The following is a 25,694-nucleotide window of genomic DNA, read 5'->3' as shown; positions in this document are numbered from 1 at the left end:
GAAGCCCCTCCCACGGTTCAAGGCAGCGACAGATCATCCGTGTCGCGACACTAGGGTGCCGTGGGTCGAATCGGTCGTGCACGGCAGACGTGGTGCAGCGGTGCGTCAGGAGGTCGGCGGCAGCGTCAACTCGATGCTTTCGGCCAGCGAGTCCTCCAGCCGCTGCAACTCCACGCCGACCGCGGCGGCGTCGTCGGCCAGGGTTTCGGCGATATGCAGGAACTCCGTCGTGGCTTCGACGAAGGCTAGCACCACCATGGGGTCGAAGCGTGTACCGCTGGCCGCGCTGATCTGCGCCACCGCCTGCGCCGGGCTGATGGGCGGCAGGTAGGGATGCCGGCAGCTCAGCTCTTCGAAGTGCCCCACCAGCGCCATCAGCCGCGCCGAAAGCGGAATCTGCTCGCCGAGCAGCCCCTGTGGATAGCCTTTGCCGTCCCAGCGCTCATGCTGGCCGTAGACGATATCCTTGGCATCGGAGAGAAAGTTGGTGACGCTGCCCAGCTTGCGCTCGGCTCGCTCCAATGCATCCCGGCCGGCGATCACCCCCTCGCTCAGCAGGCGCAGGTCATTTTCATCCGGCTCGCCATGGTTGAGCAGCACGCGATCCGGCAGGGTCAGTCGGTCGATCACATGCAGCATGGCCGACTTGCCCAACTGGGCGATGCGCTCCTCGTTCAGAGACTCCGACAAGGCCGGCTGCTGCCGCGCTAACGCAGCGGTCAGACAGGTCATGTAGCGTTCGATACGCTCCAGGCGACGACTGCTCGGGTTGTCACGCATGACGGCAACGCTGGCCATGGCCTCGATGGTGACATCCTGCAGATTCTGGATATCGCGCGTACGGCGCTTGACCTCGAGTTCCAGATACTCGCTCTTGTCACGCAGGTAATCGGTGGCCGCCTTGAGCTGCAGCTGCGCTCGAACACGCGCGAGCACGATGGGCGCACTGACCGGTTTGGTGATGTAGTCGGCAGCGCCGAGGTCGAAGCCCAACTGCTCGTCGGCGGCATCGCTGCGGCCGGTGACCAGGATCAGCGGGATATGGCGGGTCTGCGGATCGGTCCTGAGCCCGCGACAGAGCGCGTAGTCGTCCTGCCAGCCCAGCAGAATCAGGTCTGGCTGCGGTCGCGACCTGGCAGCGTGCAGCGCCTCCTCGCTGCCAACCAGCCTTACCTGGTAGCGGTCGGCCAACAGCGCGCCGAGGCGCTGGCGCGCGTCGACTGCATCCTCCACAACCAGAATCAGTTCCTGCTCCGGCCTATCGAGCATCCCGCGCATGGCGATCTCCGTTGGCACTTGCCTATCCATCATTAAAGGCGCTGGGCCGCATTTGCGCTCAGGCCGTCGTACAAATGACCTCGACAGGGCTTTGAAAGTGCAATGCGGATTGGCAGAGCGGTGAACGCAGTCGACAATCGTCAGCAAGATCGTCAGCAGAAGGGCTGCTCCATGCTTGACCAGGAACGCTGTTGGCAGGCCGTCTGCGAACGTGATGAGGCGTTCGACGGGCGCTTCGTTTTCACCGTACGCAGCACCGGCATTTACTGCCGGCCGAACTGCCCTGCGCGGCGGCCACGGCGCGACAACGTCAGCTTCCATGCCGATGCAGCCAGTGCCGAGGCTGCCGGCTTTCGCCCGTGCAAGCGCTGCTCACCGCAGGGGCAAAGCCCAGCGCAGCAACTCGACGCGCTGGTCGCGGCCGCCTGTGCACTTCTAAGTGGCGAGCAACGCCTGACGCTGCCACAGCTGGCGGCACGCATCGGCCTGTCGCCATCGCATCTGGCCCGGGCGTTCAAGGCGCGCACCGGGATGACGCCCAATGCCTGGGCCGCTGCGCAGCGCCGCCAACGCCTGGATGCTCAATTGCCAGAGGCAGACAACGTGCTCGAGGCCGCCCTGGCTGCTGGCTATTCCGGCACCCGCGCGCTGTATGAAAAGCCCCAGGCCATGAGCCCCGCTCAGCGCCGTCAACGTGGCGCCGGCGAGCGCCTGCGTTACAGCATCGCCCCCTGCCCGCTCGGCCAGGTGCTGCTGGCCACCAGCGACAAGGGCGTTTGCGCTCTGCTGTTTGGCGATGAGCCGGCAGCACTACGTAGCGAGCTGCAACAGCGCTTCGCCGCCGCCCAGCTCGAAGAAGATGAACAGGGTCTGCGCAGCTGGCTGCAGCAGGTGCTGGAGCAACTCGAAGAACCCGAGCGAGCCGCCCATCTGCCCCTGGACATTCGCGGCACGGCCTTTCAGCAACGGGTCTGGCAGGCGCTGCAGAACATTCCCAGCGGCGAGACCCGCAGCTACGCCTATCTGGCCGGACAACTGCACAGTCACCCAAGGGCGATTGCCCGTGCCTGCGCCAACAATGCCATCGGCCTGCTGCTGCCCTGTCATCGGGTGGTGGCCAGCGATGGTAGCCTCAGCGGCTACCGCTGGGGACTGCAGCGCAAACGGCGGTTGCTGGAGCAGGAAAGCCGGGAGACGTAGCCCGTGCGGGCGCTTCAGCTCGTGGGGTGGGTCGGGCGGCGATCCGCTTTAGCCCACGAGTCTTGGCCGGCGCTTTGCGTAGCCCGGATGCAATCCGGGGAAAATTATGGCCAGCGCCCCGGATTTCATCCGGGCTACAGAGTCAGGCCGCGCCCTCTACACCAGCATCGCCTTGGCCACCTCGGTGCGCGTGCCGCGCCCGACCAACTGCTCCACCAGGGTCAGGGCAAACGCCAACGCCGTTCCCGGGCCCTGACTGGTAATGCAGTTGCCATCTACCACCACAGCCTCATCGACGAAGGTGCAACCGCTCAGTCGATCACTGAACGCCGGATAGCAGGTCATGCGCCGCTGCCTGAGCACCCCGTAGCTTTGCAAGGCCAACGCGGGCGCAGCGCAGATCGCGGCGAACAGCTCGCCCGCCTTGGCCTGCTTGCGTACGCGCTCGGCCAGCGGTTCGAAGTCAGCCAGATGCTGTGCACCCGGCATGCCTCCGGGCAGGACGATCAGGTCGAAGTCCTGCGCCAGCACGTCCACCAGCATGGCGTCTGCAGTCAGACGCGTACCGCGGGCGCAGGTGATCATCCTGCGCTCTTCGATACTCGCTACCAGTACCTCGATATCGGCGCGGCGCAGCACGTCGATCAGCGTCACGCATTCGAGATCTTCGACACCATCGGCGACTGCAATCAGTGCTCGCTTGCTCATCTCACCACTCCTTCAGACAGAAAATGAAACTGTCCACCTGGTCATAAAAAGACACGACAGACCGTAAATTCACCCGGCAAAACCTTGCTGGTATGATGCGCGGCTTTTGCCAGATCGAGCAATTTTCCGGCCTGCATGGACGGATGTGCTTTGCTTTGTGCAGATCAATTTCGGCGCGCTCGCGCCTCGGGGAGCCACCATGCTGGAAAGACTGTTCCAACTCAAAGCCCATAACACCACGGTGCGCACCGAGGTACTGGCCGGGATCACCACCTTCCTGACCATGGCCTACATCCTCTTCGTCAACCCGGAAATGCTCGCCAAGACCGGCATGGACCACGGCGCGGTGTTCGTCGCCACCTGCCTGGCTGGCGCCATCGGCTCGCTGATCATGGGCCTGCTGGCCAACTACCCGATCGCCCTGGCGCCAGGCATGGGCCTCAACGCCTTCTTCACCTACACCGTGGTGATGACCATGGGCTACAGCTGGCAGACCGCTCTGGGCGCAGTGTTCCTCTCCGGCGCGATCTTCTTCCTGCTGTCGATCTTCAAGATCCGCGAGTGGATCATCAACAGCATCCCCCTGGCGCTACGCGCCGGTATCGCCGCCGGCATCGGCCTGTTCCTGGCGATCATCGCACTGAAGAACGCCGGCATCGTGGTCGATCACCCGGCCACCCTGGTCGGCCTCGGCGACATGAGCAAGGGCGGCGCATTGCTGGCCTGCCTGGGCTTCTTCGTCATCGCCGCGCTGGCCTATCGCAAGGTCACCGGCGCGGTGATGATCGGCATTCTGCTGGTCACCGGCCTGTCCATCGTGCTCGGCCTGTCCGAGCTGCAGGGCGTGGTGTCGATGCCACCGTCGCTGATGCCGACCCTGCTGCAGCTGGACATTGCCGGCGCGCTGGATATCGGCCTGATCAGCGTGATTTTCGCCTTCCTCTTCGTCGACCTGTTCGACACCTCCGGCACCCTGGTCGGCGTGGCACAAAAGGCCGACCTGCTGGACAAGGACGGCAAGATGCCGCGCCTGGGCCGCGCGTTGATGGCCGACAGCACCGCGACCATGGCCGGCGCCGCGCTGGGCACCAGCACCACCACCAGCTACATCGAATCGGCTGCCGGCATCAGTGCCGGCGGGCGTACCGGCCTGACTGCCTGCGTGGTCGCCGCGCTGTTCCTCCTGGCCCTGTTCTTCGCGCCACTGGCTGGCGCCGTGCCGGCCTATGCCACCGCGCCTGCGCTGCTGTTCGTCGCCGTGCTGATGATGAGCAGCCTGGCGCAGATCGACTGGGACGACCTGACCGTCGCCGCCCCGGTGGTGGTCGCCGCCCTGGCCATGCCGCTGACCTTCTCCATCGCCAACGGCATCGCGTTCGGCTTCATCGCCTGGACCGCGGTCAAGGTACTGGCCGGGCGCTGGCGCGAACTGAACCCGGCGATGTGGGTGCTCTCGGCCCTGTTCGTGGTCAAGCTGGCCTACTTCGCCTGATCAACCCTGACGGCGTACTGCTTCGCGAGTACGCCCTACGCCGTGCTGGCTCTGTTCTGAAGTGTTATCGGTGGGCTGAAGCCCACCCTACGCGGCTGCTTCGCAAGTACGTCCTACGCCGCGCCCTGGATACTCTGCGCAGGGTGGGCCGGGCGGCGTTCCGCTTCAGCCCACCGTCGGCGCTCATCATGATCGTTCCCACGCTCCGCGTGGGAACGTCTCCCCGGGACGCTCTGCGTCCAGCGCCACCAATGATCGACGACAACGGCACGCCAGCAACGGAATCGCTACAATGGCGCCCCGTTTTCCTGCCCCATGAGTGACCGATGAGCCGCCCCGCATTCGACCCCGCCACCTACGACGCCCAACTCGCCGAGAAGAGGGCCCGCCTGGTCGAACTGCTGGCACCCTTCGCCGCGCCGGAGCCTGTGGTGTTCGACTCGCCTCGCGAGCACTACCGCATGCGCGCCGAGTTCCGCCTGTGGCGTGAAGACGGCCAGCGCCACTACGCGATGTTCGCGCCGGGCGACAAACACACGCCGATCCTGCTCGACGACTTCCCCATCGCCAGCCTGCGCATCAACGAGCTGATGCCACGTCTGCGTGCCGCCTGGCAGGCCAGCGAAGCGCTGTCGTTCAAGCTGTTCCAGGTGGAATTTCTCACCACCCTGGCCGGCGATGCCCTGATCACCCTGGCCTACCACCGCCCGCTGGACGAGGCCTGGCAGGCGGAGGCGGAAAAGCTGGCGGCCGAGCTGAACGTCAGCCTGGTCGGCCGCTCCCGTGGCCAGCGTCTGGTGATCGGCCGCGATTACGTGGAAGAAGAACTGAACGTGGCCGGACGCAGCTTTCGCTATCGCCAGCCGGAAGGCGCCTTCACTCAGCCCAACGGCCGGGTCTGCGAGAAGATGCTGGGTTGGGCCTATGACGTACTCGGCGAGCGCGACGACGACCTGCTGGAACTGTACTGCGGCAATGGCAACTTCACCCTGCCGCTGGCCACCCGCGTGCGCCGCGTGCTGGCCACCGAAATCAGCAAGACCTCAGTGAACGCCGCCCTGGCCAACCTGGCTGACAACGGTGTGGACAACGTCGAGCTGGTGCGCCTGTCCGCCGAAGAGCTGACCCAGGCGCTGAATGAGGTGCGCCCGTTCCGCCGCCTGGCCGGTGTCGACCTGAAGAGCTATGAGTTCGGCAGCGTCTTCGTCGACCCACCGCGCGCCGGCATGGACCCGGACACGTGCGAGCTGACTCGCCGTTTCGAGCGCATCCTCTATATCTCCTGCAACCCGGAGACCCTGGCCGCCAACATCGCCCAGCTGAACGACACCCACAAGGTGACGCGCAGCGCCCTGTTCGACCAGTTCCCCTACACCCACCATATGGAAGCGGGTGTGTTGCTGGAGCGGCGCTGAACCGCCCCTCGTAGCCCGGATGCAATCCGGGTTTGCCTGCTGAACGGCTCAGCGTGACAGGCCGCGCAACGCCCACCAGGCCAGCCCGGCCGACACCACTTCGAGCAGCAGCGCGTAGAGGTTGAAGGTCTGCTGTGCGCCGCCGTCCAGCCACAGCCCGGCAATACGTGCCAACGCCAGCGAGCTGTACAGCAGCACCAGCAAAAGTAGCGCCGGGCGCAGCAAATCCATACGCAGCAGCGCCATCGCCAGATAAGCCGCCAGGCCCAGTTGCAGGCCGCCGTAATAGGCGCGCACTTCGGTCACCGCCGCATTACCCATCAGCAACGCGCCGCTGAGGCTGGTCATTTCTTCGGGGCGGATGAAATAGGCCAGCCCCAACACGAGCAGGGCAGCGATCTGGATCGACAGGACGATTCGGGCGAACAGCATGGGCGGGTTCCAGACAATGAGTGGCTGCAGCCAGCATAGGCCGCCACTGGTCGCGACGCATAGCCGCAATGGCTTGGGCAGCGTCCGCCGCGGCGCTATGCTGGGCGCTCTCGTTCATCCGGAGTCCAGTCATGCGTCGTTCCCTGCTCGCCCTCTGCCTCTTCACCAGCCTGGCCCACGCCAGCGAGCCACTGACCATCGATGTACATCGCGATGCCAACTGCGGTTGCTGCAAGGCCTGGATCGACCATCTGCAGGACAACGGCTTCACCGTCAACGACCATGTCGAGGCCGACATGAGTGCGGTCAAGCAGCGACTCGGCGTGCCGCCGCGCCTGGCTTCCTGTCACACCGGCGTGATCGACGGCAAGTTCGTCGAGGGCCATGTACCGGCCGCCGACATTCTCAAACTGCGTGAGCGCGTGGACCTGATCGGCGCTGCCGTACCCGGCATGCCCGTGGGCTCGCCTGGTATGGAGTATGGCGACCGTGTCGATGCCTATCAGGTCATCGGCCTGGATCGCGAGCGCAAGGATCAGTTGCTCAGTGACTACCCGGCCAACTGAGTCGGGCACGGGCGCAGCTACACTGCAGCGATCAGCAACCAGGGAGTGCCGCCATGCGCTGGCAACGCGGTAGACGTAGTGACAACGTGGTGGATGCGCGCGGCCGTTCCGGCAGGCGCCTCGGCGGCGGCCTGAGCCTCGGCGGGGTGGCGGTGATCGTCATCGTCGGCCTGCTGATGGGCCAGGACCCGCTGCAGATTCTCGGTCAGATCGCCGGCCAGGCCACCCAGCCGCAGGTTACCCAGACGCAGAGCGCGCCAGCGGCGAACGACGAACAGAGCGAGTTCGTCCGCGCCATCCTCGGCGATACCGAAGACACCTGGCGCGAGCTGTTCCAGCAGGCTGGCCAGCAGTATCGCGATCCGCAACTGGTGCTGTTCTCTGGCGGCGTCAATTCCGCCTGCGGTTTCGCCAGCTCGGCAGTTGGCCCCTTCTACTGCCCCGGTGATCAGCGCGTGTATCTGGACATGGCGTTTTTCCGCGAGATGGAGCAACGCTTCTCCGCTGCCGGCGACTTCGCCCAGGCCTATGTGATCGCCCATGAAGTCGGCCATCACGTACAGACCCTGTTGGGCGTATCGGCCAAGGTCAACGCGGCGCGCCAGCGCGGTGAACGCGTCGAGGGCGACGGCGGCCTGCTGGTACGCCAGGAACTGCAGGCCGACTGCCTGGCCGGGGTCTGGGCCCATCACGCGCAACGCCGGCATGACTGGCTGGAGGCCGGCGACCTGGAAGAAGCCCTCAACGCCGCCAGCGCCATCGGTGATGACCGCCTGCAGAAGCAGTCGCGCGGTCAGGTGGTGCCGGACGCCTTCACCCATGGCACCTCGCAGCAGCGCGTACGCTGGTTCAGTACCGGCTTCGAGAGTGGTCAGCCGGGGCGTTGCGACACCTTCAAGGTCGCGCGACTGTAACCCGCCGGCTCACACCACGAAGCGCTTGCTCCACCAGGCAAAGCCGCAGGCAGCAGCGCCGCACAGGGCGATCACCAGCGCCATGGGCATGGCCGAACCATCGTGCAGGAAGGCCACCAGCGCCGAAGCGCTGGCCGCCACGCTGAACTGCATGCTACCCAGCAGCCCGGAAGCGCTGCCGGCATGCCGGCCCTGCCCGGCCATGGCGCAAGCCGTGGCATTGGGCAGCACGCAACCGAGGCTGGCGACGCAGATGAACAACGGAATCAGCAGCGGCCACAGCTGCGCCGGTTGCCACAGCGCCAACGCCAGCAGGCACAGGCCGCTGGCCAGGTATACCAGCACCATGCGCCGCAGCCACAGCGCCGGGCCGCCGCGCAGCACCAGACGCGCATTGACCTGCGCCATGATCACGAAGCCTGCCGCGTTGCTGCCGAACAGCCAGCCATAGTGCTCGGCCGGCACGCCGTACAACTCGATGAACACGAAGGGCGAACCGGCGATGTAGGCGAACATGCCGGCCATCGCCACACCGCCGGCCAGGCTGTAGCCCATGAACGGTGCATTGCCCAACAACGCGCGGTACTGGCCGAAGGCGCCGCTCAGCGGCGCCGGCTGCAGATGCTGCGGACGGGTCTCCGGCAACCACAACAGCACGGCCAGCAGGCACAGGCCGGAGAAAATCGCCAGGCTATGGAAGATCCAAGGCCAGCCCAGGGTGCCCAGCAGCAGCCCGCCCCCCAGGGGCGCGAGAATCGGCGCCAGGCCCATCACCAGCACCAGTTGCGAGAACACCTTGGCCGAAGCCAGTGGATCGCACAGGTCGCGCACCACCGCACGGGTGATCACCATCCCGGCGCAGCCGCCGAGGGCCTGGACGAAGCGTGCCGTCACCAGCCATTCCAGGTTCGGTGCCAGGGCACAAGCCAGCGATGCCACGGTGAACAATGCTACCCCGACCAGCAGTGGCACGCGGCGACCGAAACGATCCGCCAACGGCCCGTAGAACAGCTGGCCAATGGCGATGCCGACGAAATAGGCCGCCAGCGACAGTTGAACATGTTCGACGTCGGTGCCGAACTGCTGGGCCAGCGTGGGGAAACTTGGCAGGTAGAAATCGATGGCCAAAGGGCCAAAGGCGCACAGCGCGCCCAGGATCAGCAGGGTTCGCAGATTCATGAACATTCCGGAAAATTGTTAGCCGGCTAATCATCTCACCGACCAGGGCGCAGATGAAAGCGCGGATCGCCGAACGACGGTTCGCGCTTATCAATGCGGCGGCTGTTCTTCCCTGGCCTTGCCGCGCTGGCTCACCCGCTGCGCCGCCGATTCCACCAGCAGGTAGAACATCGGGATGAGGAAAGTGGCCAACAGCGTGGCCGCGAGCATGCCGCCGATCACCCCGGTGCCGATGGAGTGGCGACTGGCCGAGCCCGCACCGGAGCTGATGGCCAGCGGCACGCAACCGAGAATGAACGCCAGCGAAGTCATCACGATGGGGCGAAAACGCAGCTTGGCCGCCTCCAGCGCCGAGTCGAAGATGCCCTTGCCCTCGGCGCGCAGCAGCACGGCGAACTCGACGATGAGGATGGCATTCTTCGCCGCCAGGCCGATCAGGGTGACCAGGCCGACCTGGAAGTACACGTCGTTCTGAATGCCGCGCAGCCACACCGCGAGTATCGCCCCGAACACCGCAAACGGCACGGCGGTGACCACCGCCAGTGGCAGCGTCCAGCGCTCGTACTGCGCGGCAAGAATCAGGAAGACCAGAATCAGGCCGAAGACGAAGGCCTGGGTGCCCGACCCCTGAGTCGCCAGTTCCTGGTAGGCCGAGCCGATCCAGCCCAGGCTGTAGTCCTCGCCCAGCACCTCATCGGCCACTTCCTGCATCGCCGCCAGTGCCTGCCCGGAGCTGTAGCCCGGCGCCGGGCCACCGAGGACCTTGGCCGAGGGATAGACGTTGAAACGGTCATAGGAGTCCGGCCCGAGGATGCGCCGCACACGCAACAGGGTCGATAGCGGCACCAGATCACCACTGCTGGAGCGTACGTAGACCTGGCCAAGATCTTCCGGCTTGCGGCGGAACTCCGATTCCGACTGCAGGCTGACCTGCCAGGTGCGCCCGTAGAGGGTGAAGTCGTTGACGTAGTAACTGCCGAAGGTCGCCTGCATCGCGGTGAACACGTCACTGACGCTGACGCCCAGTGCCCGCGTCTTGGTCCGGTCCAGATCAATGTAGTACTGCGGTACGTTGGCGCTGAAGGTGCTCTGAATGCCGGCCAGCTCCGGCCGTTTGCTGGCGGCCTCGACGAAGGCCTGGACCTTCTCGCCGAGCTGCTCGACGCTGCCACCGGAACGATCCTGAATGAAGGATTCGAAGCCACCGGTGGTGCTCATGCCGGTGATCGGCGGCGGGTTGAACGACAACACCAGGCCATCCTTCTGCGCAGCGCCCATGCCCATGAACTCGCGCGTCAGATTGCGCGCATCGAGCTCGGGCGTGGTGCGCTCGCTCCAGTCCTTGAGCGGCACGAAAGACACCCCGGCGTTGCTGCGCACGCCGAAGGTAAGCACGTCGAAACCGGCGAAGGTCACTACGTCTTCGACTGCCGGATGCTCCATCAGCTGCTGACTCACCGCCCCACTCAGCGCCTCGGTGCGATTGAGCGAAGCGGCTGGCGGCAGGTAGTAGGCGTTGATCACGTAGCCCTGATCCTCATCGGGCACCAGCGAGCCGGGCACCCGTGAGAACAGCAGCATGATCAGCGCAATCATGCCGCCGAACAGTAGCAGGCCGACCAGCGAACGCTTGAGAAAGAAACGCACCCCGGCGCCGTAGCCCTCTGTGGCCTTGTCGAAGAAGCGGTTGAAGGCGCGAAACGGCGCCGCCGGTTCATTGTGGCCGGGCTTGAGCAGCAGCGCACAGAGTGCGGGAGAAAGGGTCAGGGCGACGATGCCGGAAATCACCACCGACACCGCGATGGTGATCGCGAACTGCTTGTACATCTGCCCCGCCAGGCCGCCAAGAAAACCCACCGGTACGAACACCGCGCAAAGCACCAGGACGATGGCGATGATCGGCCCGGTGACCTCCTCCATCGCCTTGATCGAGGCCTCGCGCGCATTCAGCCCCTGAGTGCGCATCACCCGCTCGACGTTCTCGATCACCACGATGGCATCGTCCACCACGATGCCGATGGCCAGCACCATGCCGAACAGGGTCAGCAGGTTGATGGAGAAACCCAGCATGTACATGCCGGCAAAGGTGCCAACCAGCGACACCGGAATGGCCAGCACCGGAATCAGCGTGGCGCGCCAGTTCTGCAGGAAGATGAACACCACCAGCACCACCAGCACCACCAGCACCATCGTCGGTACGCAGAATGACGCTCTCGAACTCCTTCGGGTCGGTGAAACGTCCTTGCGTGGTGACCGTATAAGTGAAGTCCTGCGGCTCCTTCAGCGGCTGCTGGCCGAAGCTGCCGGCGGCGAACTGCGAATTCTGCTCGCGAATGGCGTTGACCACATCGGTCGGTGTCAAGTTGTACTGCGCCAGCTTGTCCGGGCGCAGCCAGATGCGCATGGAATAGTCCTTGGACCCGAACTGACTGGCATCACCCACGCCCTTGAGGCGCTTGAGTTCGTCGATGACGTTGATCAGCGCGTAGTTGCTGATGAAGATCGGGTCGCGCGAATCATCCGGCGAATAGAGAGTGATCACCTGAAGAATGTCGGACGACTTCTTCTCCACCTTCACGCCCTGGCGGCGCACTTCCTCGGGCAACTTGGCCAGCGCCGCCTGCACCTTGTTGTTGACGTTGATGGTGGCCTGGTCCGGGTCGGTGCCGACCGCGAAGTACACCGTCAGACTCATCGCCCCGCTGCTGGAAGAGTTGGACAGCTGGTAGATCATGTTCTCGACGCCATTGATCTCCTGTTCCAGCGGCGCCGCCACGGTTTCAGCGATGACCTGCGAACTGGCGCCAGGGTATGCGGCGCTCACCGACACCTGCGGCGGCAGGATTTCCGGGTACTGGGCAATGGGCAACGCGCGCATCGCAGCCAGGCCGGCGAGCACGATGACGATGGAGATGACGGTGGCGAATACCGGACGGTCGATGAAAAAGCGCGAGATCATGGTCGTTACTCCTGCGCCGGGCTGGCTGGCGTGGCTGCCTTCGCCTCCTCGACCTGCACCGGGCTGTCCGGTCGTACCTTGGCCAGACCGTCGACTATCACCCGCTCACCATCGCTGACGCCGGCCAGAATCACCCAGCGGCCGCCGGCCGTATCGCCCGTGGTGACCTGGCGCATGCGCGCGACACTCTGCTCGTCCACCACATAGACGAAGGTGCCACGCGGCCCCTGAGCCACGGAGCGCTCCGGTACGGTGATGGCGTTGGGACGGGTCAGGCCCTTGACCTGCACGCGCACGAACTGCCCGGGCAGCAGTTTCTGCTCGGGGTTCGGCACCACGCCACGGGCGCTGACGGTACCGGTACCACGGTCGATCAGGCTGTCGGTGAAATCCACCTCGCCCGCTGTCGGATAGGCCGAGCCATCACCGAAATACACTTCCACGCTGAGTTTGCCGCTGCTCGGTGGCACCAGGCTGCCTTCGGACAATTCGCGGCGCAGGCGCTCGGCCTCGGCGTCCGGGTAGGCGAAGTTGACGAAGATCGGGTCGAGCTGGGTGATCTGCGTCAGCAGGCTGGCACTGGGATCACCGGCGACGATCAGGCTGCCTTCGGAGACGCTTTCCTTGCTGGTGATGCCGGTGATCGGCGCCTTGACCGTGGTGTAGTCGAGGTCGATCTGGCGCGACTGCACCTCGGCCTGGGCCGCCTCGATATTGGCCTTGCTCTGTTCGAAGTTGGAGATGGCATTGTCCAGCTCACTCTCGCTGGCAAAGCCCTTCTTCTGCAGTTCACGGATGCGCTTGAGGTCGCGATCGGTCTGGCGAAAACGCGCCTGCTCCTGTGCCAGGGTACCCTTGGCACGGGCCAGGGCGGCCTCGTAAGGGCGCGGATCAATACGAAACAGCACCTGATCCTTCTGTACCCGACTACCCTCCTGATAGGTGCGCTCCTGCAGGATGCCGCCGACCTGGGCGCGAACCTGCACCTCGCGGTAACCGGCAGTTCGCGCTGGATATTCCAGCACGATGGGCAGTTCGCCGGCCTTGATCTGCTCGACCGTCACCGCTGACGGTGGCGCATCGGCGGCCTCGACGCTCGCGGCCAGCAGGACCAGGCTGAAGGGCAGGCAGACACCGACCAGACGAACGAAGGGCATGAGGCATTCCTCTCCTTGGCTAGACACGGGGCAGAAGCAGGACAACCAAGCCCGCCACCAGCAGGCGGGGCAAAATCGGTAAACTCGGCACAATCTGAGCCTAGTTCCAATTAACCGGATCGCCATGCGTAGAACCAAAGAAGATGCGGAGAAAACCCGCTGCGCCATCCTCGCTGCTGCGGAACAGTTGTTCCTCGAGCGTGGGGTCGCCCATACCAGCCTCGAGCAGATCGCCCGGCATGCCGGGGTTACGCGCGGTGCGGTTTATTGGCACTTCCAGAACAAGGCCCACCTGTTCCACGAAATGCTCAACCAGGTACGTCTGCCGCTGGAGCCGCTGGCCCAGCAACTGGCGGCGGTCGATGGCCTGTCATCGCTGCAGCTGCTGCGCGATCTGTGCATAGAGGCCATGGCCAATCTGGTGCTCGACGAGCAACGCCGGCGCATCCTCACCGTACTACTGCGGCGCTGCGAGTTCACCGAGGAGCTGCGCGAGGCCGAGGAGCGTCACGAGACCTTCGTCAATCAGTTCATTGACCTGTGCGAACAGCAGTTCGCCTTGCCGGCTGTGCAACCATACCTGCAGCCAGGCATCACCCCGCGCCTGGCCTCGCGCACGCTGCACGCGCTACTCGTCGGCCTGTTCAGTGACTGGCTGCGAGACCCCAACCTGTTCGATGCCCAGACCGATACCCCGACGATGATCGACAGCTGCTTTCGCGGCCTGCTGCGGCAGTGGCCTTAGCAGGCCCGAGCTCTACGCGGGGGCAACCTGGTAGCCCTCTTCGCGAATGGCGGCCTGTATCTGCGCAGCATCCAGGTTGCCCTCCACTCGTACCAGCCCCCCAGCCAGATCCACTTCGACTCTGGCCGTCTGCTCCAGCGCCTGGATCGCCTGGGTAATGGCGCGTACGCAATGACCGCATGACATTCCGCTAACCTTGAATTGTTGCATTGCTGACTCCTTGAATCAGTGGTCGATGGGTGTAGTCTCGACCTTGCCACGATGGCAAGGTCAAGCCCTTGCTTCATGTCACCCGCGCCGTTTTCTGCATGAGGACCCTTGCCATGCGCCTGCTCTGCTCCGCCCTTGCCCTGCTGCTGGCGCCTCTGGCTCAGGCCGAACCACTGGCACCGCTGCCCTCGACAAGTCAGGGCGAAGGCTACGCGGTGCTGATCGTCTCCCGCGAACGCCTTGAAGTGGCCACCACCTGCGAGGTCGCGCTGTATCTGCATGACCAGATGGCCGCCCGCCTGCATCAGGGCCAATCGGTGTCCTTCAACCTGCCGCCAGGCCGCGTCTCACTGCGCCTTGGCCTGACCGGCACCGGTCCCTGTCAGGACGGTATCAACCAGCTCGCCGGTCAGTCGCTGGAACTGCAGGCCGGCGAGGTGCGCCGCTATCGCATCGCCATGGGCAGCGATGGCCTGCGACTGCATGCCGCGCCCACACTGAACTGAAGGCTTGACCTTGCCATGGGGTCAAGGTTGATCCTGTAGCCATCAAGCTACAGGGAGCCGAACCATGACCACCTTCGACCTGCCTATCCAGGGCATGACCTGCGCCAGTTGCGCCGGTCGTGTCGAGCGCGCGCTGCGCAAGCTGCCGCAAGTAAGCAGTGTCAGCGTCAACCTGGCCAGCGAGCAGGCGCGCATCGAAGCACCTGCCGATAGCCTGCCGCAGCTGATCACCACCATCATCGACGCAGGTTATGCAGTGCCCAGCCAGCCGCTGGAGTTGGGCATCGAAGGCATGACCTGCGCCAGCTGCGTCGGTCGTATCGAACGCGCCCTGAGCAAACTGCCAGGCATCAGCCAGGTCGCCGTCAATCTCGCCGATGAGAAGGCGCGCCTGCAGGTACTCGCCGGTTTCGACCCGCAACAGGCGCTGAAGGCGGTGGCCGCCGCCGGTTACAAGGCCAGCCTGCTGGACGACCGCCCGGCCGCGGATCAGGCGCAACGCCGTTTGCAGCGGGAACGCCTGACTTTGCTGGCGGCCATCGCCCTGACCCTGCCGCTGGTGCTGCCGATGCTGGTCGAGCCCTTCGGCCTGCACTGGATGCTGCCGGCCTGGGCGCAATTCCTGCTCGCCACACCGGTGCAGTTCATCTTCGGCGCACGCTTTTATCGCGCTGCCTGGCAAGCTCTGAAGGCTCGTGCCGGCAACATGGATCAACTGGTGGCCATCGGCACCAGCGCCGGTTACGGCCTGAGCCTGTACCAGTGGGCCGTGACGCCAGCCGGGCAGATGCCGCATCTGTACTTCGAGGCCTCGGCGGTGATCATCAGCCTGATCCTGCTCGGCAAATATCTGGAAAGCCGCGCCAAGCGCCAGACCGCCAGTGCCATTCGCGCCTTGCAGGCATTGCGCCCGGATCATGCGGTGCGCCTGATCGATGGACGTGAGGAACGTGTCGGCATCGACGCGCTGGCACTGGGTGACCGGATTCTGGTCAAGCCCGGCGAACGCTTCCCGGTCGACGGCCAGGTGCTGGAAGGCCACAGCCATGCGGACGAGGCGCTAATCAGCGGTGAAAGCCTGCCGGTGGCCAAGCAGCCGGGCGACAAGGTCACGGCCGGCGCCATCAACGGCGAAGGCCGTCTGCTGGTGGAAACCACGGCCCTTGGCGCCGAAACCGTGCTGTCACGGATCATCCGCCTGGTCGAAGACGCCCAGGCTGCCAAGGCGCCGATCCAGAAGCTGGTAGACAAGGTCAGCCAGGTATTCGTCCCGGCGGTGCTACTGATCGCCCTCACCACTCTGCTGGGCTGGCTGGCGTTCGGCGCATCACTGGAAAACGCCCTGCTCAACGCCGTCGCCGTACTGGTGATCGCCTGCCCCTGCGCGCTGGGCCTGGCCACGCCGACCGCGATCATGGCCGGCACTGGAGTCGCCGCGCGTCATGGCATCCTGATCAAGGACGCCGAAGCGCTGGAAGTGGCGCACGCCGTGCAGCACATCGCCTTCGACAAGACCGGCACCCTCACCGAAGGCAAGCCGCGCATCGTCCATATCGGCCTGAGCGAAGCCGGCGAGGACGAACTGCTGCGCCTGGCTGGCGGTCTGCAACAGGGCAGCGAGCACCCGCTGGCCAAGGCCGTGCTGCAGCGCTGCGCCGAACAGCACATCACGCTGCCGGCGCTGAGCGACAGCCGCGCGCTGGCCGGTCGTGGCATCGCTGGCGATGTCGAGGGCCGCAGCCTGCAACTGGGCAGCAGCCGCCTGCTGGAGGAAAACCAATTACAGGCGGGGGAGCTGGCCGAATCCGCCCGCACCTGGGAGGCCGAGGGCCGTACCCTGTCCTGGCTGATCGAAACCGGCAACGCCCCTCGCCTGCTTGGCCTGCTGGCGTTCGGTGATCAGCTCAAGGACGGCGCCACCGACGCCATCGCCGAACTGCGTGCACAAGGCATCACCAGTCACCTGATCAGCGGCGACAACCAGGGCAGCGTGGCGGCGGTGGCCAGCGTTCTGGGCATCGACGAACCCCACGCCCAGGTATTGCCGGCGGACAAGGCGCGACTGATCGGTGAACTGCGCCAGCACGGCACCGTCGCCATGGTCGGCGACGGCATCAATGACGCACCGGCGCTGGCCGCTGCGGACGTCGGCATCGCCATGGGCGGCGGCACCGATGCCGCCATGCACGCGGCCGGCATAACCCTGATGCGCGGCGACCCGCGTCTGGTGCCGGCCGCGCTGGAGATCAGCCGGCGCACCTACGCCAAGATCCGCCAGAACCTGTTCTGGGCCTTCATCTACAACCTGATCGGCATCCCGCTTGCCGCCGCTGGCCTGCTCAACCCGATGTTCGCCGGCGCCGCCATGGCGCTATCCAGCGTCAGCGTGGTGAGCAACGCACTGCTGCTCAATCGCTGGAGACCGAAGGGATCGTAACCGGTATTTTCTTGAACCGGCGCATGGTATGGGAATGCCATCATTGAACCGACGCGCGCTGTCCGGCACCCTTCAGGCCTCGCCCAACTCACGGATGGAGGCCACGGCATGCTGGATGCCAACCAGGCGCATATCACCCTCACCATTGCCGCGGTCGAAAATGACCTGCAGGTTTTGAGCTTCGAGGGGCGCGAAACGCTTAACAAGCCCTACCGCTTCGATATCGAACTGATCAGCCAGAACGCCAGTCTCGACCTCGACGCGCTGATCAATCAGACCGCCTACCTGGCCTTCGGCCCCTCCGGTAAAGGCGTGCATGGCGTGGTCTACGCCATCACGCAAGGCGACTCCGGCAAACGCCTGACCCGCTACCGCATCAGCCTGCGGCCGCAACTCGCCTACCTGGCTCACCGCTACAACCAGCGCATCTTCCAGCACCTGACGGTGCCACAGATCATAAGCCAGGTCCTCGAAGACCATGGTATCCAGAGCGACGCCTATCAATTCCAGCTCGGTTATATCTATCCCGAACGCGACTACTGCGTGCAGTACGACGAAAGCGACCTGCACTTCATCCAGCGCCTGTGCGAGGAAGAAGGCATCAGCTTCCACTTCCAACACAGCGAAGACAGCCATCGCCTGGTGTTTGGCGACGACGCCAGCGTCTTCCCCAAGCTCGCCCCGCTGAACTACCAGCAGGGCAGCGGCCTGGCCGCTGACCACGAAGTGGTGCGCGCCTTTGGTGTGCGCCTGGAAACCCGCAGCACCCACGCCACCTGGCGCGACTATGACTTCGAGCAGCCCAAGCTGCAGATGGAGGCGGACTACCGCAGCGAGTTCAGCCCGGCACTGGAGGTCTATGACTACCCTGGTCGCTTCACCGACCGCACACGCGGCAAGCACCTGGCCAAACGTAGCCTGGAGCGTCTGCGCAGCGACTACGAACTGGCTGAAGGCCAGAGCGACGCCTACCTGATCAGCGGCCACTTCCTCGCCCTCGCCGGCCACCCGCGCCAGCAGTGGAACGACCTCTGGCTACTCAATGAAGTCATCCATGAAGGCAAGCAGCCACAGGTGCTGGAAGAGTCGGTGACCAGCAACACCAAGCCTGGCGACGGGTTCCAGCAGGGCTACCGCAACCGCTTTACCGCCACGCCCTGGGACATCCCCTACCGCCCCGCGCTCGAACATCGCAAACCCCAGGTATTGGGCAGCCAGACCGCCGTGGTCACCGGCCCGGCTGGCGAGGAAATCCACTGCGACCAATACGGCCGGGTGAAAGTGCAGTTCCACTGGGACCGCGAAGGCCAGGGTGACGACACCACCAGCTGCTGGCTGCGCGTGGCCTCCAACTGGGCCGGCGACGCCTATGGCGGTGTGGCCATTCCGCGCGTGGGTATGGAAGTGCTGGTCACCTTCCTCGAAGGCGACCCCGACCAGCCGCTGATCACCGGCTGCCTGTATCACGCCGAGCACGTGGTGCCCTACGACCTGCCGGCGAACAAGACCCGCAGCGTCTTCAAGACCCTGAGCAGCCCGGGCGGTGGCGGTTACAACGAATTTCGCATCGAAGACCGCAAGGGCGCCGAGCAGATCTACATCCACGCCCAGCGTGACTGGGACGAAAACATCGAAAACAACCAGAAGATCCGCGTCGGCAACGAGCGCCACGATACGGTCGAAGCCAACAGCTACACCGAACTTCAGGCCGAAGAACACCGTACCACCGACCTCGACCGCAAGGTGGAAGTGCGCGCCAACGACCACCTCACCGTCGCCGTCACCCAGCACAACAAGATTGGCACCGGCCTGTTCATCGAAGCCGGCAACGAGATTCACTACAACGCCGGCAGCAAGGTGGTGATCGACGCCGGCATGGAGCTCACCGCCGCAGGCGGCGGCAGCTTCCTCAAGCTTGACCCGAGCGGCGTGACCCTGAGCGGGGCGACGATCAAGATGAATTCGGGGGGAGGGCCGGGTAGTGGAACGGGATTAAAGATTTTGATGCCGGTGATTCCGTGGGCAGCCGATCAGGACAAGGCCGGCGCCAAGCCTGAACGGGCGCTGGCCAACGTACAGCTGCAGATCGCGCGCCAGGCCCGGGAACTGGGCGCCAGCCGCTGCCCGATCTGCGAAGCCTGCCGCGAGGGCATATGCGACCTACCGGCTCCGGCCAGGGATTCCCGCCCATGATCGCCGCCATCAAGACCGACGCCCGGCAATGCAAAACGCTATTCATATGGAGGTTCGCATGAAACGGCATGACGACCTCCAACTCGACGCCTCATCGAATCAGGCTCGCGAGTGGATAACAGGGCAGTTTTCCCTGCAGCGCGACCTGCTGATCGTCCTCGACCCTCTCGCCGAGCCAGATCCGGTCGTGGCACTATTCGGCGCTGGCCTGGCGCAGGATCATCTCAACCTCTACCTGGGTACGGAATTCGCCGACCTGGCGCCGGTCGCCCCCTGGCTGGCACGTCTGCCCGATGGCGAGTCGGACTTCATCGACGACCTGCTGGCCAATCCTCAGCGCAACTGGGGCTGGCTGGCCAGCGTCGAGCGCTTCGACCGGGAGCTGCTCACCCAGCACTGGCGGGAACGTATGCTGATCGAAAACGACGGCCAGCGTGCACTGTACCGCCTGCAGGACAACCGGGTGATAGCGCACCACCTGGCTCACTTGCCGCCCGAGGATATCTCCCTGCTCCTGGGCCCTCTTACCAGTGCCCTGTGCTGGGATGGAGCAGCCTGGAGCAGTTTCGACAATCCCGCTCCCGGCCCCTGCCTGCGGCCATTTCCGACCCCATGGCAGGAGATCGCCGAACGGCAACCCGTCGCCGAGCGGATCGTGCGTCACAACCTGCTGCAATGGCTCTGGCAACGACATGCGACCGACACCGCTCGGCTGGCGGACTCAGAACCGCTGGACGACTGGCTGGACGGGCAACTGGCCAAGGCCAAAAACTGGCAATGGCAATCCCCCGAGCAGGTACGTTTCCTCATTCGCCACCAACTGACTCCCGAACTGGCGTCGCACCCGGCCTGGCCGGCACGGGAGGGGGAAACGCCCGAGCAGCACTTCATCCGCTGCCAAAGCCTGATCGATTCCGCGGAGGCCTGACCATGATGCGGCACGGCAACCCCACCTGGCTGCTTATCGGCACACTGCCCTTCGCCCTCAGCGCCTGCAGCTCGCTCGCGCCGCTTACCGGCGAGCGTTTCACCTTGGAGGGCGAACTGCCGGCCGATTTCGCCCTAAAAGCCCAGGCCCATTACGACGTGGCCAATAATTGCAATGGCCGCAGCCAGGCCCGTTCCTTCGAGAGTGATTTCCAGAGCACACCGCAGCAATATCGTTTCAATATCCCCGTCAGCTACCGCGACGGACTCTGCGCAATGCGCCTGGGGCGGGTCGGGCTGTTTATCCATGGTCGCTATGGCGACAAGGACTGGCAGCGTACCTACGACAACGGCGGCCTGACGCTGGTAGAAACCCTGCCACCGGGAGCGCCGAGCTTCGGAGCCGATGGCACCGTGACCAAACAGGCCGAGTGCACATGGCTGTTTCAGCTCAGCAAAGCTCATTCCAGGCAAGGTCAAATTAGCAAGCTCCTTAACTGTAAAGGTGCAGGCGCCTATCTGGTAGCCGATGAACTGCCAGGTAAGACGGTTCGCCTAGATTTCCAAATGACTGGAGAAGAACGCCCTTACATGCGGGGCTACTGGATCAAGACCCCGTCAGGCTGGAAACCCTGTACCGGACGTTGGGGCACACAATTCGAAGAACTCTGTACAGAACCACCACAGTTTCGAACCTTCCAGATGAACGGGCAGGAATGCACCGTCTACCCCAACTGCACGGAGTGAATCAGGGATGAACAAGCCCATTATCCATGTGTTATGGCTGCCGCTGCTGGGGCTGCCGCTGCTGGGGCTGTCACTGAGTGCCTGCAGCTCGCTCGCGCCGCTTACCGGCGAGCGTTTCACCCTGGAGGGGGAACTGCCGGCCGATTTCGCCTTGAAGGCCCAGGCCCACTACGACGTGGCCAATAACTGCAATGGCCGCAGCCAGGCTCGTTCCTTCGAGAGCGATTTCCAGAGCACACCGCAGCAGTACCGCTTCAACATCCCCGTCAGTTATCGCGATGGACTCTGCGAGATGCGCCTGGGGCGGGTCGGGCTGTTTATCCATGGTCGCTATGGCGACAAGGACTGGCAGCGTACCTACGACAACGGCGGCCTGACGCTGGTAGAAACTCTCCCACTGGGGGCGCCGAGCTTCGAAGCCGATGGTACCCTGACCAAGCAGGCCGAGTGCACATGGCTGTTTCAGCTCAGCAAAGCTCATTCCAGACAAGGTCAAATCAGCAAGCTCCTGAGCTGCAAAGGTGCAGGCGCCTATCTGGTAGCCGATGAGCTGCCAGGTAAGACGGTTCGCCTGAACTTTCGGGAAAACCCGGAGGAAGAGCCCTCTTATGATAGGCGTTGGATCAAGACCGATGCAGGTTGGCGCCCATGCCAGGGAACGGAATCATCTGATCGCTGCCAGAACCCACCTGCGTTCAAAACCTTCCAGATGAACGGGCAGGAATGCACCGTCTACCCCAACTGCACGGAGTGATCAGGGATGAATGACTCGACTAAAACGAACAGGGTGGAAATGCTGGATTGCCCCCTACGGGGAAATTGGGTCAGTTTCCGGCTGGTCGACGAACATGGCGAAGGAAACCCTTATGCCGGCCTGCCCTACATGCTGCATGACAGCCAAGGTCAACAGTACGAAGGAGCCTTGGACGAGGATGGATATGCGCGTGTTGAAAATATCTACTGCGGCCCATCGGTTCTTTCTCTTCTGACTGACTATCGTGGCGGTGACAAATGGTACGAACATTTTCTTGACCGAAAATCCTTTCAACTCCCTCTGACAGCCCTACAAGTCGCCGCCGAACATTCCCCATCCGGCCCTCGCAACCCCGATAGCAAAACCTACCTGGCGGAGGGACGCGCGACACGGGAAAACGCCCGTTTTCTGAGGGTGGAGGTCAGGGACTTCGTCGAGGCCAAGGAGCATCTGCCGGATGCCGACAGTGACTGGTGGCCACGCCCATCCACCGTGCTCAAGCAGAACGCTGGCCTGGCCGCCGAACGCACCGGCGTGGCACTGGCGCCCAACCTGCACCACCTGCTCGAAGTCAAGGCGCTGCGCGCCTACAGCCCGCTGCTGTCGCACGACAAGGCCTTCTGCGCGCTGAACGCCTATCACCTGGCGGTGATGAGCACCTTCGTCTACGCCCCCTTCGGCAAGGCCAAGCAGCCGAAGGAGCGCTATGTGTCGACAGCCCCGCCCTATACCCTCCAGGGCAGCATCGGCCATGTACTGCGCGAGCAGCTTGCACGCCTGGCCAGGCCCACGCTTTTCAATACCGCCAGCTACCACCTGCTCTGCGAGGAAGTACCCTACTCCAAGCGCCTGGAGGTCATGCCCCACGACCCCGAACGCTACAAGGCCGAAGCGGAAAATGGCTGGAACAACCCGGAGGACGTGCACTTTCTCTATGACGAGAAGACCGAGACGCAGGCCTTCATCACCCACAACGACAAGGTGCTGCTGATCTCGGTACGCGGCACCCAGGAAACCCCGGATATCCTGCGCGACCTGGATGCCCGCCAGGTGCCCTACGCCGAAGGGGTCGGCCAGGCTCACCGGGGGTTTTACGGCGCCTTCCAGGCGGCCAAGGTATTCGTCGAGCGCTATATGGAGGCGTTCTATACGGATGAACAGACCGTAATCGTTTGCGGACACAGTCTTGGCGGAGCCATCGCTCTGCTTTTAGCTGAGTGGCTAAGAACGAACTGGTCTCAGAATATCCAGCTCTACACCTTCGGCGCCCCTCGCGCAGGCGACCGCGCCTTCGTCCAGGCCGCCGCAGCCCTGCCGCATCATCGCTTGGTCAACCATAACGACCCGGTGCCCGCCGTGCCCTTCACCTGGATGGACGCCGAGTGGAAATTGGCCAGTGCAGGCACCGTGGCGCTGTTCAGCTCTCCGCTGCTGGGTATCGCACTGCTGTTGGGTGGCCTGCTCAATTTGAAGGGCGACCCTTACGAGCACCACGGCGAGCAACGCCACTTCGTGCCGCGCAAACCGGGGGCCGGAAGCGAGACAGCCATTCTCTGGCAACCCGGCTGCGCAATTCTCGATGAGCGGGCCTGTGCAAGCTATACCGGAGCCGTCGATCTGCAGGGCGACATGCCAAAGCGCATGTCGCTGGTGAACCAGGCATTCTCCGCCGCGGAACACTCCAGCGACGGCGGTTACAGCCGCGCCATGCTCACCACCCTGCTGCGCTGGCATGCCGGCGTGGAAAATCGCGAAGGTGCGCTGTTCTCTCCCGCCGAGATTCAGGACATCCACAACCTGATTCAGCGTGCCGAAGAACAATTGGCTAGCTGGCAACCACGCAGCTTCGTCGAATTCCGCCATGAAATCAGAAAGCGTCACGACACGCGCTTCTACAACAAATCCGATCTGCAGCTGAGGCAGATGTATAACGAGGGCATCACCCTGGCGCGAACCCTGGGCCGGCAACAGCGTGAAGCACTGGAGCGTGCCAAGATGCGCCTGCTAAACCAGGCAGAACGACCGCTGACCGCCCAAGACGTTTTTGGCGACTTGATCGAGAGAGAGGATCTGCATGAGCTGGTAGCTCAATGGCGCTCCCTGGATGAGAACCGAGAGGCAGAACAGCTGGCCAAAATTTCCAGCCCTCCAGCTCGCCAGTACGCATGACCGGTTTGCTCATCTCTCCTGAGGTCAGGCGCGAAAAAGAGGTAGACCGCAGCAGTGAAATGGTACGACTGACTACTCCGCCGGAGGGGAAGACCCTTGGATATTTCTGAGATACTTCCCCGTCATTCCATTCGATGCGAAATCAACCATGAACATCGGCCAAGCCGCCAAACACACCGGCCTCAGTGCCAAGATGATTCGCTACTACGAGTCCATCGACCTGCTGCCCCATGCCGGGCGGTCGGAGAGTGGTTATCGGCAGTACAGTGCATCGGACCTGCACCGCCTGGCCTTTATCAAGCGGGCGCGGGATCTAGGGTTTTCTCTGGAAGAAGTCGGCAAGCTGCTGGCACTGTGGCAGGACAAGCAGCGCGCCAGTGCCAATGTGAAGGCGCTGGCCGAGGAGCATATCGCCACGCTTTCACGCAAGATCGCCGAGATGAGCGCCTTGCGCGATACGCTGGTGGAGCTGGCGAACAGTTGCCAGGGCGATAGCCGGCCGGATTGTCCGATTCTGCAGGGCCTGGAGGAAGGAGTGAGTTGCGGCGCGGCGGGATGTTCGTCGCACCGTCAGCTGTAGGGCGGGTGAAACCCGCCAGACCGACAACGGCGGGTTACACCCGCCCTACGTCAGTGGCACCGCCAGTTCTAAAGCCCCTCCCATGGCACCGGGCGCAGCGTGAGGATGTGCGCACGGCGCACCCTACGGAGCAGAGCCCGGCAAAAGCTTTATCAGCGCATCCAGGGCGGTATCGGCTCGGCGTCCTTGGGTTCGTCTTCGGCGTTGAGCAGGGCCTGCTTCTTCGCTTCCTCGGCCAGCGCGGCCTTGATCTCGCGCATCACCGCGTCGATGTCGGCAGCGTCCTCGGGCTCAGCGAACTCGCCGGTCAACGCCGTATCGGGCAGCAGTTTGCCAGCTTCGTACAGCGCCCACATTTCCTTGGCGTACTTGGTGTACTTGAGCTCCGGGGCAAACTGGCCGAAGTACTCGGCCATGTTGCGCACATCGCGCTCGAGCATGCTGAACGCATGGTTATTGGCGGCGGCATCCACGGCTTGCGGCAGATCGATGATCACCGGGCCCTCAGGGCCGAGCAGCACGTTGAACTCCGACAAGTCGCCGTGCACCAGGCCGGCGCAGAGCATCTTGACGATCTCCTGGATCATGAAGGCGTGAAATTCACGGGCGTCGTCCGGGTGCAGGTCGACGTCATTGAGACGCGGCGCAACATCGCCCTCGCCGTCGCCCACCAGTTCCATCAGCAGCACGCCGTCGAGAAAGTCGTAGGGCTTGGGCACCCTCACACCGGCATTGGCCAGGCGGAACAGCGCGGCGACCTCGGCATTCTGCCAGGCCTGCTCCTGCTCCTTGCGCCCGTACTTGCTGCCCTTGGCCATGGCCCGCGCCTGGCGACTGCCACGCACCTTGCGACCTTCCTGATATTCGGATGCCTGGCGGAAGCTGCGTTTGTTGGCTTCCTTGTAGACCTTGGCGCAGCGCAGCTCGTCGCCACACCTCACCACATAGACCGCTGCTTCCTTGCCACTCATCAGTGGTCGCAGCACCTCATCCACCAGGCCATCCTCGACCAGGGGTTCAATACGTTTGGGCGTCTTCATCGGTGTGGATCACGGGTCCTTTCTGACGGAGAAAATGATTATGGCGCCATCCTCGCATAGCCAGAGGCGTATGCCGACTATTGATC

21 protein-coding genes and 1 pseudogene are annotated in these 25,694 nt (G+C 64.1%); 14 read left to right on the top strand and 8 right to left on the bottom strand.

Going from position 1 to position 25,694, the window contains the following annotated elements:
- Positions 1 to 105: 105 nt before the first annotated feature.
- Complete coding sequence (locus BLT86_RS23785; RefSeq protein ID WP_017678892.1) at positions 106 to 1,278, bottom strand: HD domain-containing phosphohydrolase; 1,173 nt, start codon at positions 1,276 to 1,278, stop codon at positions 106 to 108.
- A 171-nt stretch (positions 1,279 to 1,449) separates the two neighbouring features.
- On the opposite strand from BLT86_RS23785, the gene ada reads away from it, so the two are divergent.
- Entirely contained in the window at positions 1,450 to 2,478 is a 1,029-nt protein-coding gene (gene ada, locus BLT86_RS23780) for a bifunctional DNA-binding transcriptional regulator/O6-methylguanine-DNA methyltransferase Ada (protein WP_026088766.1), read from the top strand.
- A 156-nt stretch (positions 2,479 to 2,634) separates the two neighbouring features.
- Here the strand turns inward: ada and BLT86_RS23775 are convergent, their stop codons facing one another.
- Positions 2,635 to 3,186 carry a DJ-1 family glyoxalase III gene (locus tag BLT86_RS23775; protein ID WP_017678890.1) on the bottom strand — a complete coding sequence of 184 codons (552 nt, stop codon included), beginning with the start codon at positions 3,184 to 3,186 and terminating at the stop codon, positions 2,635 to 2,637.
- Positions 3,187 to 3,385: 199 nt separating this feature from the next.
- Between BLT86_RS23775 and BLT86_RS23770 the strand changes: the two genes are divergently transcribed.
- Together BLT86_RS23770 and trmA are read left to right on the top strand one after the other, a co-directional pair.
- Complete coding sequence (locus BLT86_RS23770; protein ID WP_045734107.1) at positions 3,386 to 4,678, top strand: NCS2 family permease; 1,293 nt, start codon at positions 3,386 to 3,388, stop codon at positions 4,676 to 4,678.
- Positions 4,679 to 5,004: 326 nt separating this feature from the next.
- Positions 5,005 to 6,093: a tRNA (uridine(54)-C5)-methyltransferase TrmA gene (gene trmA / locus BLT86_RS23765; protein ID WP_092380014.1), complete on the top strand. Its 1,089-nt coding sequence runs from the start codon at positions 5,005 to 5,007 to the stop codon at positions 6,091 to 6,093.
- A gap of 48 nt (positions 6,094 to 6,141) precedes the next feature.
- On the opposite strand, the gene BLT86_RS23760 is transcribed toward trmA, so the two are convergent.
- The gene (locus tag BLT86_RS23760) at positions 6,142 to 6,525 is read right to left on the bottom strand and encodes a DUF4345 family protein (protein ID WP_017678887.1); all 384 of its coding nucleotides are present in this window, start codon (positions 6,523 to 6,525) and stop codon (positions 6,142 to 6,144) included.
- A 131-nt stretch (positions 6,526 to 6,656) separates the two neighbouring features.
- Between BLT86_RS23760 and BLT86_RS23755 the strand changes: the two genes are divergently transcribed.
- Both BLT86_RS23755 and ypfJ read left to right on the top strand, forming a co-directional pair.
- Entirely contained in the window at positions 6,657 to 7,091 is a 435-nt protein-coding gene (locus BLT86_RS23755; protein ID WP_017678886.1) for a DUF411 domain-containing protein, read from the top strand.
- A 53-nt stretch (positions 7,092 to 7,144) separates the two neighbouring features.
- Positions 7,145 to 8,005 (top strand): KPN_02809 family neutral zinc metallopeptidase, encoded by an 861-nt coding sequence (gene ypfJ, locus BLT86_RS23750; RefSeq protein ID WP_017678885.1) that lies wholly within the window; start codon positions 7,145 to 7,147, stop codon positions 8,003 to 8,005.
- Between the two features lie 9 nt (positions 8,006 to 8,014).
- Here the strand turns inward: ypfJ and BLT86_RS23745 are convergent, their stop codons facing one another.
- From BLT86_RS23745 to BLT86_RS23735, 3 genes and pseudogenes are all read right to left on the bottom strand, one after another.
- Positions 8,015 to 9,184: a multidrug effflux MFS transporter gene (locus BLT86_RS23745; protein ID WP_092380012.1), complete on the bottom strand. Its 1,170-nt coding sequence runs from the start codon at positions 9,182 to 9,184 to the stop codon at positions 8,015 to 8,017.
- A 90-nt stretch (positions 9,185 to 9,274) separates the two neighbouring features.
- Positions 9,275 to 12,143: pseudogene (locus BLT86_RS23740) on the bottom strand (efflux RND transporter permease subunit).
- 5 nt (positions 12,144 to 12,148) lie between these two features.
- Complete coding sequence (locus tag BLT86_RS23735; RefSeq protein ID WP_092380010.1) at positions 12,149 to 13,300, bottom strand: efflux RND transporter periplasmic adaptor subunit; 1,152 nt, start codon at positions 13,298 to 13,300, stop codon at positions 12,149 to 12,151.
- 124 nt (positions 13,301 to 13,424) lie between these two features.
- Between BLT86_RS23735 and BLT86_RS23730 the strand changes: the two genes are divergently transcribed.
- On the top strand, positions 13,425 to 14,045 hold the full coding sequence (locus BLT86_RS23730; protein WP_075745545.1) for a TetR family transcriptional regulator: 621 nt from the start codon (positions 13,425 to 13,427) through the stop codon (positions 14,043 to 14,045).
- Positions 14,046 to 14,057: 12 nt separating this feature from the next.
- Here the strand turns inward: BLT86_RS23730 and BLT86_RS23725 are convergent, their stop codons facing one another.
- On the bottom strand, positions 14,058 to 14,255 hold the full coding sequence (locus tag BLT86_RS23725; protein WP_004424888.1) for a heavy-metal-associated domain-containing protein: 198 nt from the start codon (positions 14,253 to 14,255) through the stop codon (positions 14,058 to 14,060).
- Between the two features lie 113 nt (positions 14,256 to 14,368).
- On the opposite strand from BLT86_RS23725, the gene BLT86_RS23720 reads away from it, so the two are divergent.
- The 8 genes from BLT86_RS23720 to cueR all read left to right on the top strand — a co-directional run bounded on the left by BLT86_RS23720 (position 14,369) and on the right by cueR (position 24,568).
- Positions 14,369 to 14,761, top strand: a complete 393-nt coding sequence (locus BLT86_RS23720; RefSeq protein WP_017678879.1) for a hypothetical protein — start codon at positions 14,369 to 14,371, stop codon at positions 14,759 to 14,761.
- Positions 14,762 to 14,825: 64 nt separating this feature from the next.
- Positions 14,826 to 17,198, top strand: coding sequence for a heavy metal translocating P-type ATPase (locus BLT86_RS23715; protein ID WP_017678878.1), 2,373 nt, complete (start codon positions 14,826 to 14,828; stop codon positions 17,196 to 17,198).
- Between the two features lie 108 nt (positions 17,199 to 17,306).
- Positions 17,307 to 19,391, top strand: a complete 2,085-nt coding sequence (locus BLT86_RS23710; protein WP_092380008.1) for a type VI secretion system Vgr family protein — start codon at positions 17,307 to 17,309, stop codon at positions 19,389 to 19,391.
- 58 nt (positions 19,392 to 19,449) lie between these two features.
- Positions 19,450 to 20,319 carry a DUF4123 domain-containing protein gene (locus tag BLT86_RS23705; protein ID WP_017678876.1) on the top strand — a complete coding sequence of 290 codons (870 nt, stop codon included), beginning with the start codon at positions 19,450 to 19,452 and terminating at the stop codon, positions 20,317 to 20,319.
- Positions 20,320 to 20,321: 2 nt separating this feature from the next.
- The gene (locus tag BLT86_RS23700) at positions 20,322 to 21,065 is read left to right on the top strand and encodes a hypothetical protein (protein ID WP_017678875.1); all 744 of its coding nucleotides are present in this window, start codon (positions 20,322 to 20,324) and stop codon (positions 21,063 to 21,065) included.
- 7 nt (positions 21,066 to 21,072) lie between these two features.
- Positions 21,073 to 21,819, top strand: a complete 747-nt coding sequence (locus BLT86_RS23695) for a hypothetical protein (protein WP_092380006.1) — start codon at positions 21,073 to 21,075, stop codon at positions 21,817 to 21,819.
- Positions 21,820 to 22,233: 414 nt separating this feature from the next.
- Positions 22,234 to 23,988 carry a lipase family protein gene (locus BLT86_RS23685; RefSeq protein ID WP_017678872.1) on the top strand — a complete coding sequence of 585 codons (1,755 nt, stop codon included), beginning with the start codon at positions 22,234 to 22,236 and terminating at the stop codon, positions 23,986 to 23,988.
- A 148-nt stretch (positions 23,989 to 24,136) separates the two neighbouring features.
- Entirely contained in the window at positions 24,137 to 24,568 is a 432-nt protein-coding gene (cueR, locus tag BLT86_RS23680) for a Cu(I)-responsive transcriptional regulator (RefSeq protein ID WP_092380004.1), read from the top strand.
- Positions 24,569 to 24,720: 152 nt separating this feature from the next.
- On the opposite strand, the gene BLT86_RS23675 is transcribed toward cueR, so the two are convergent.
- Positions 24,721 to 25,608 (bottom strand): PA4780 family RIO1-like protein kinase, encoded by an 888-nt coding sequence (locus tag BLT86_RS23675; protein WP_017678870.1) that lies wholly within the window; start codon positions 25,606 to 25,608, stop codon positions 24,721 to 24,723.
- Positions 25,609 to 25,694 lie beyond the last annotated feature (86 nt).

Origin of the sequence: Pseudomonas sihuiensis (assembly GCF_900106015.1) — a bacterium.
In the GTDB taxonomy this organism is placed as follows: Bacteria; Pseudomonadota; Gammaproteobacteria; order Pseudomonadales; family Pseudomonadaceae; genus Aquipseudomonas; species Aquipseudomonas sihuiensis.
This window is presented reverse-complemented; position numbering and strand designations above follow the sequence as displayed.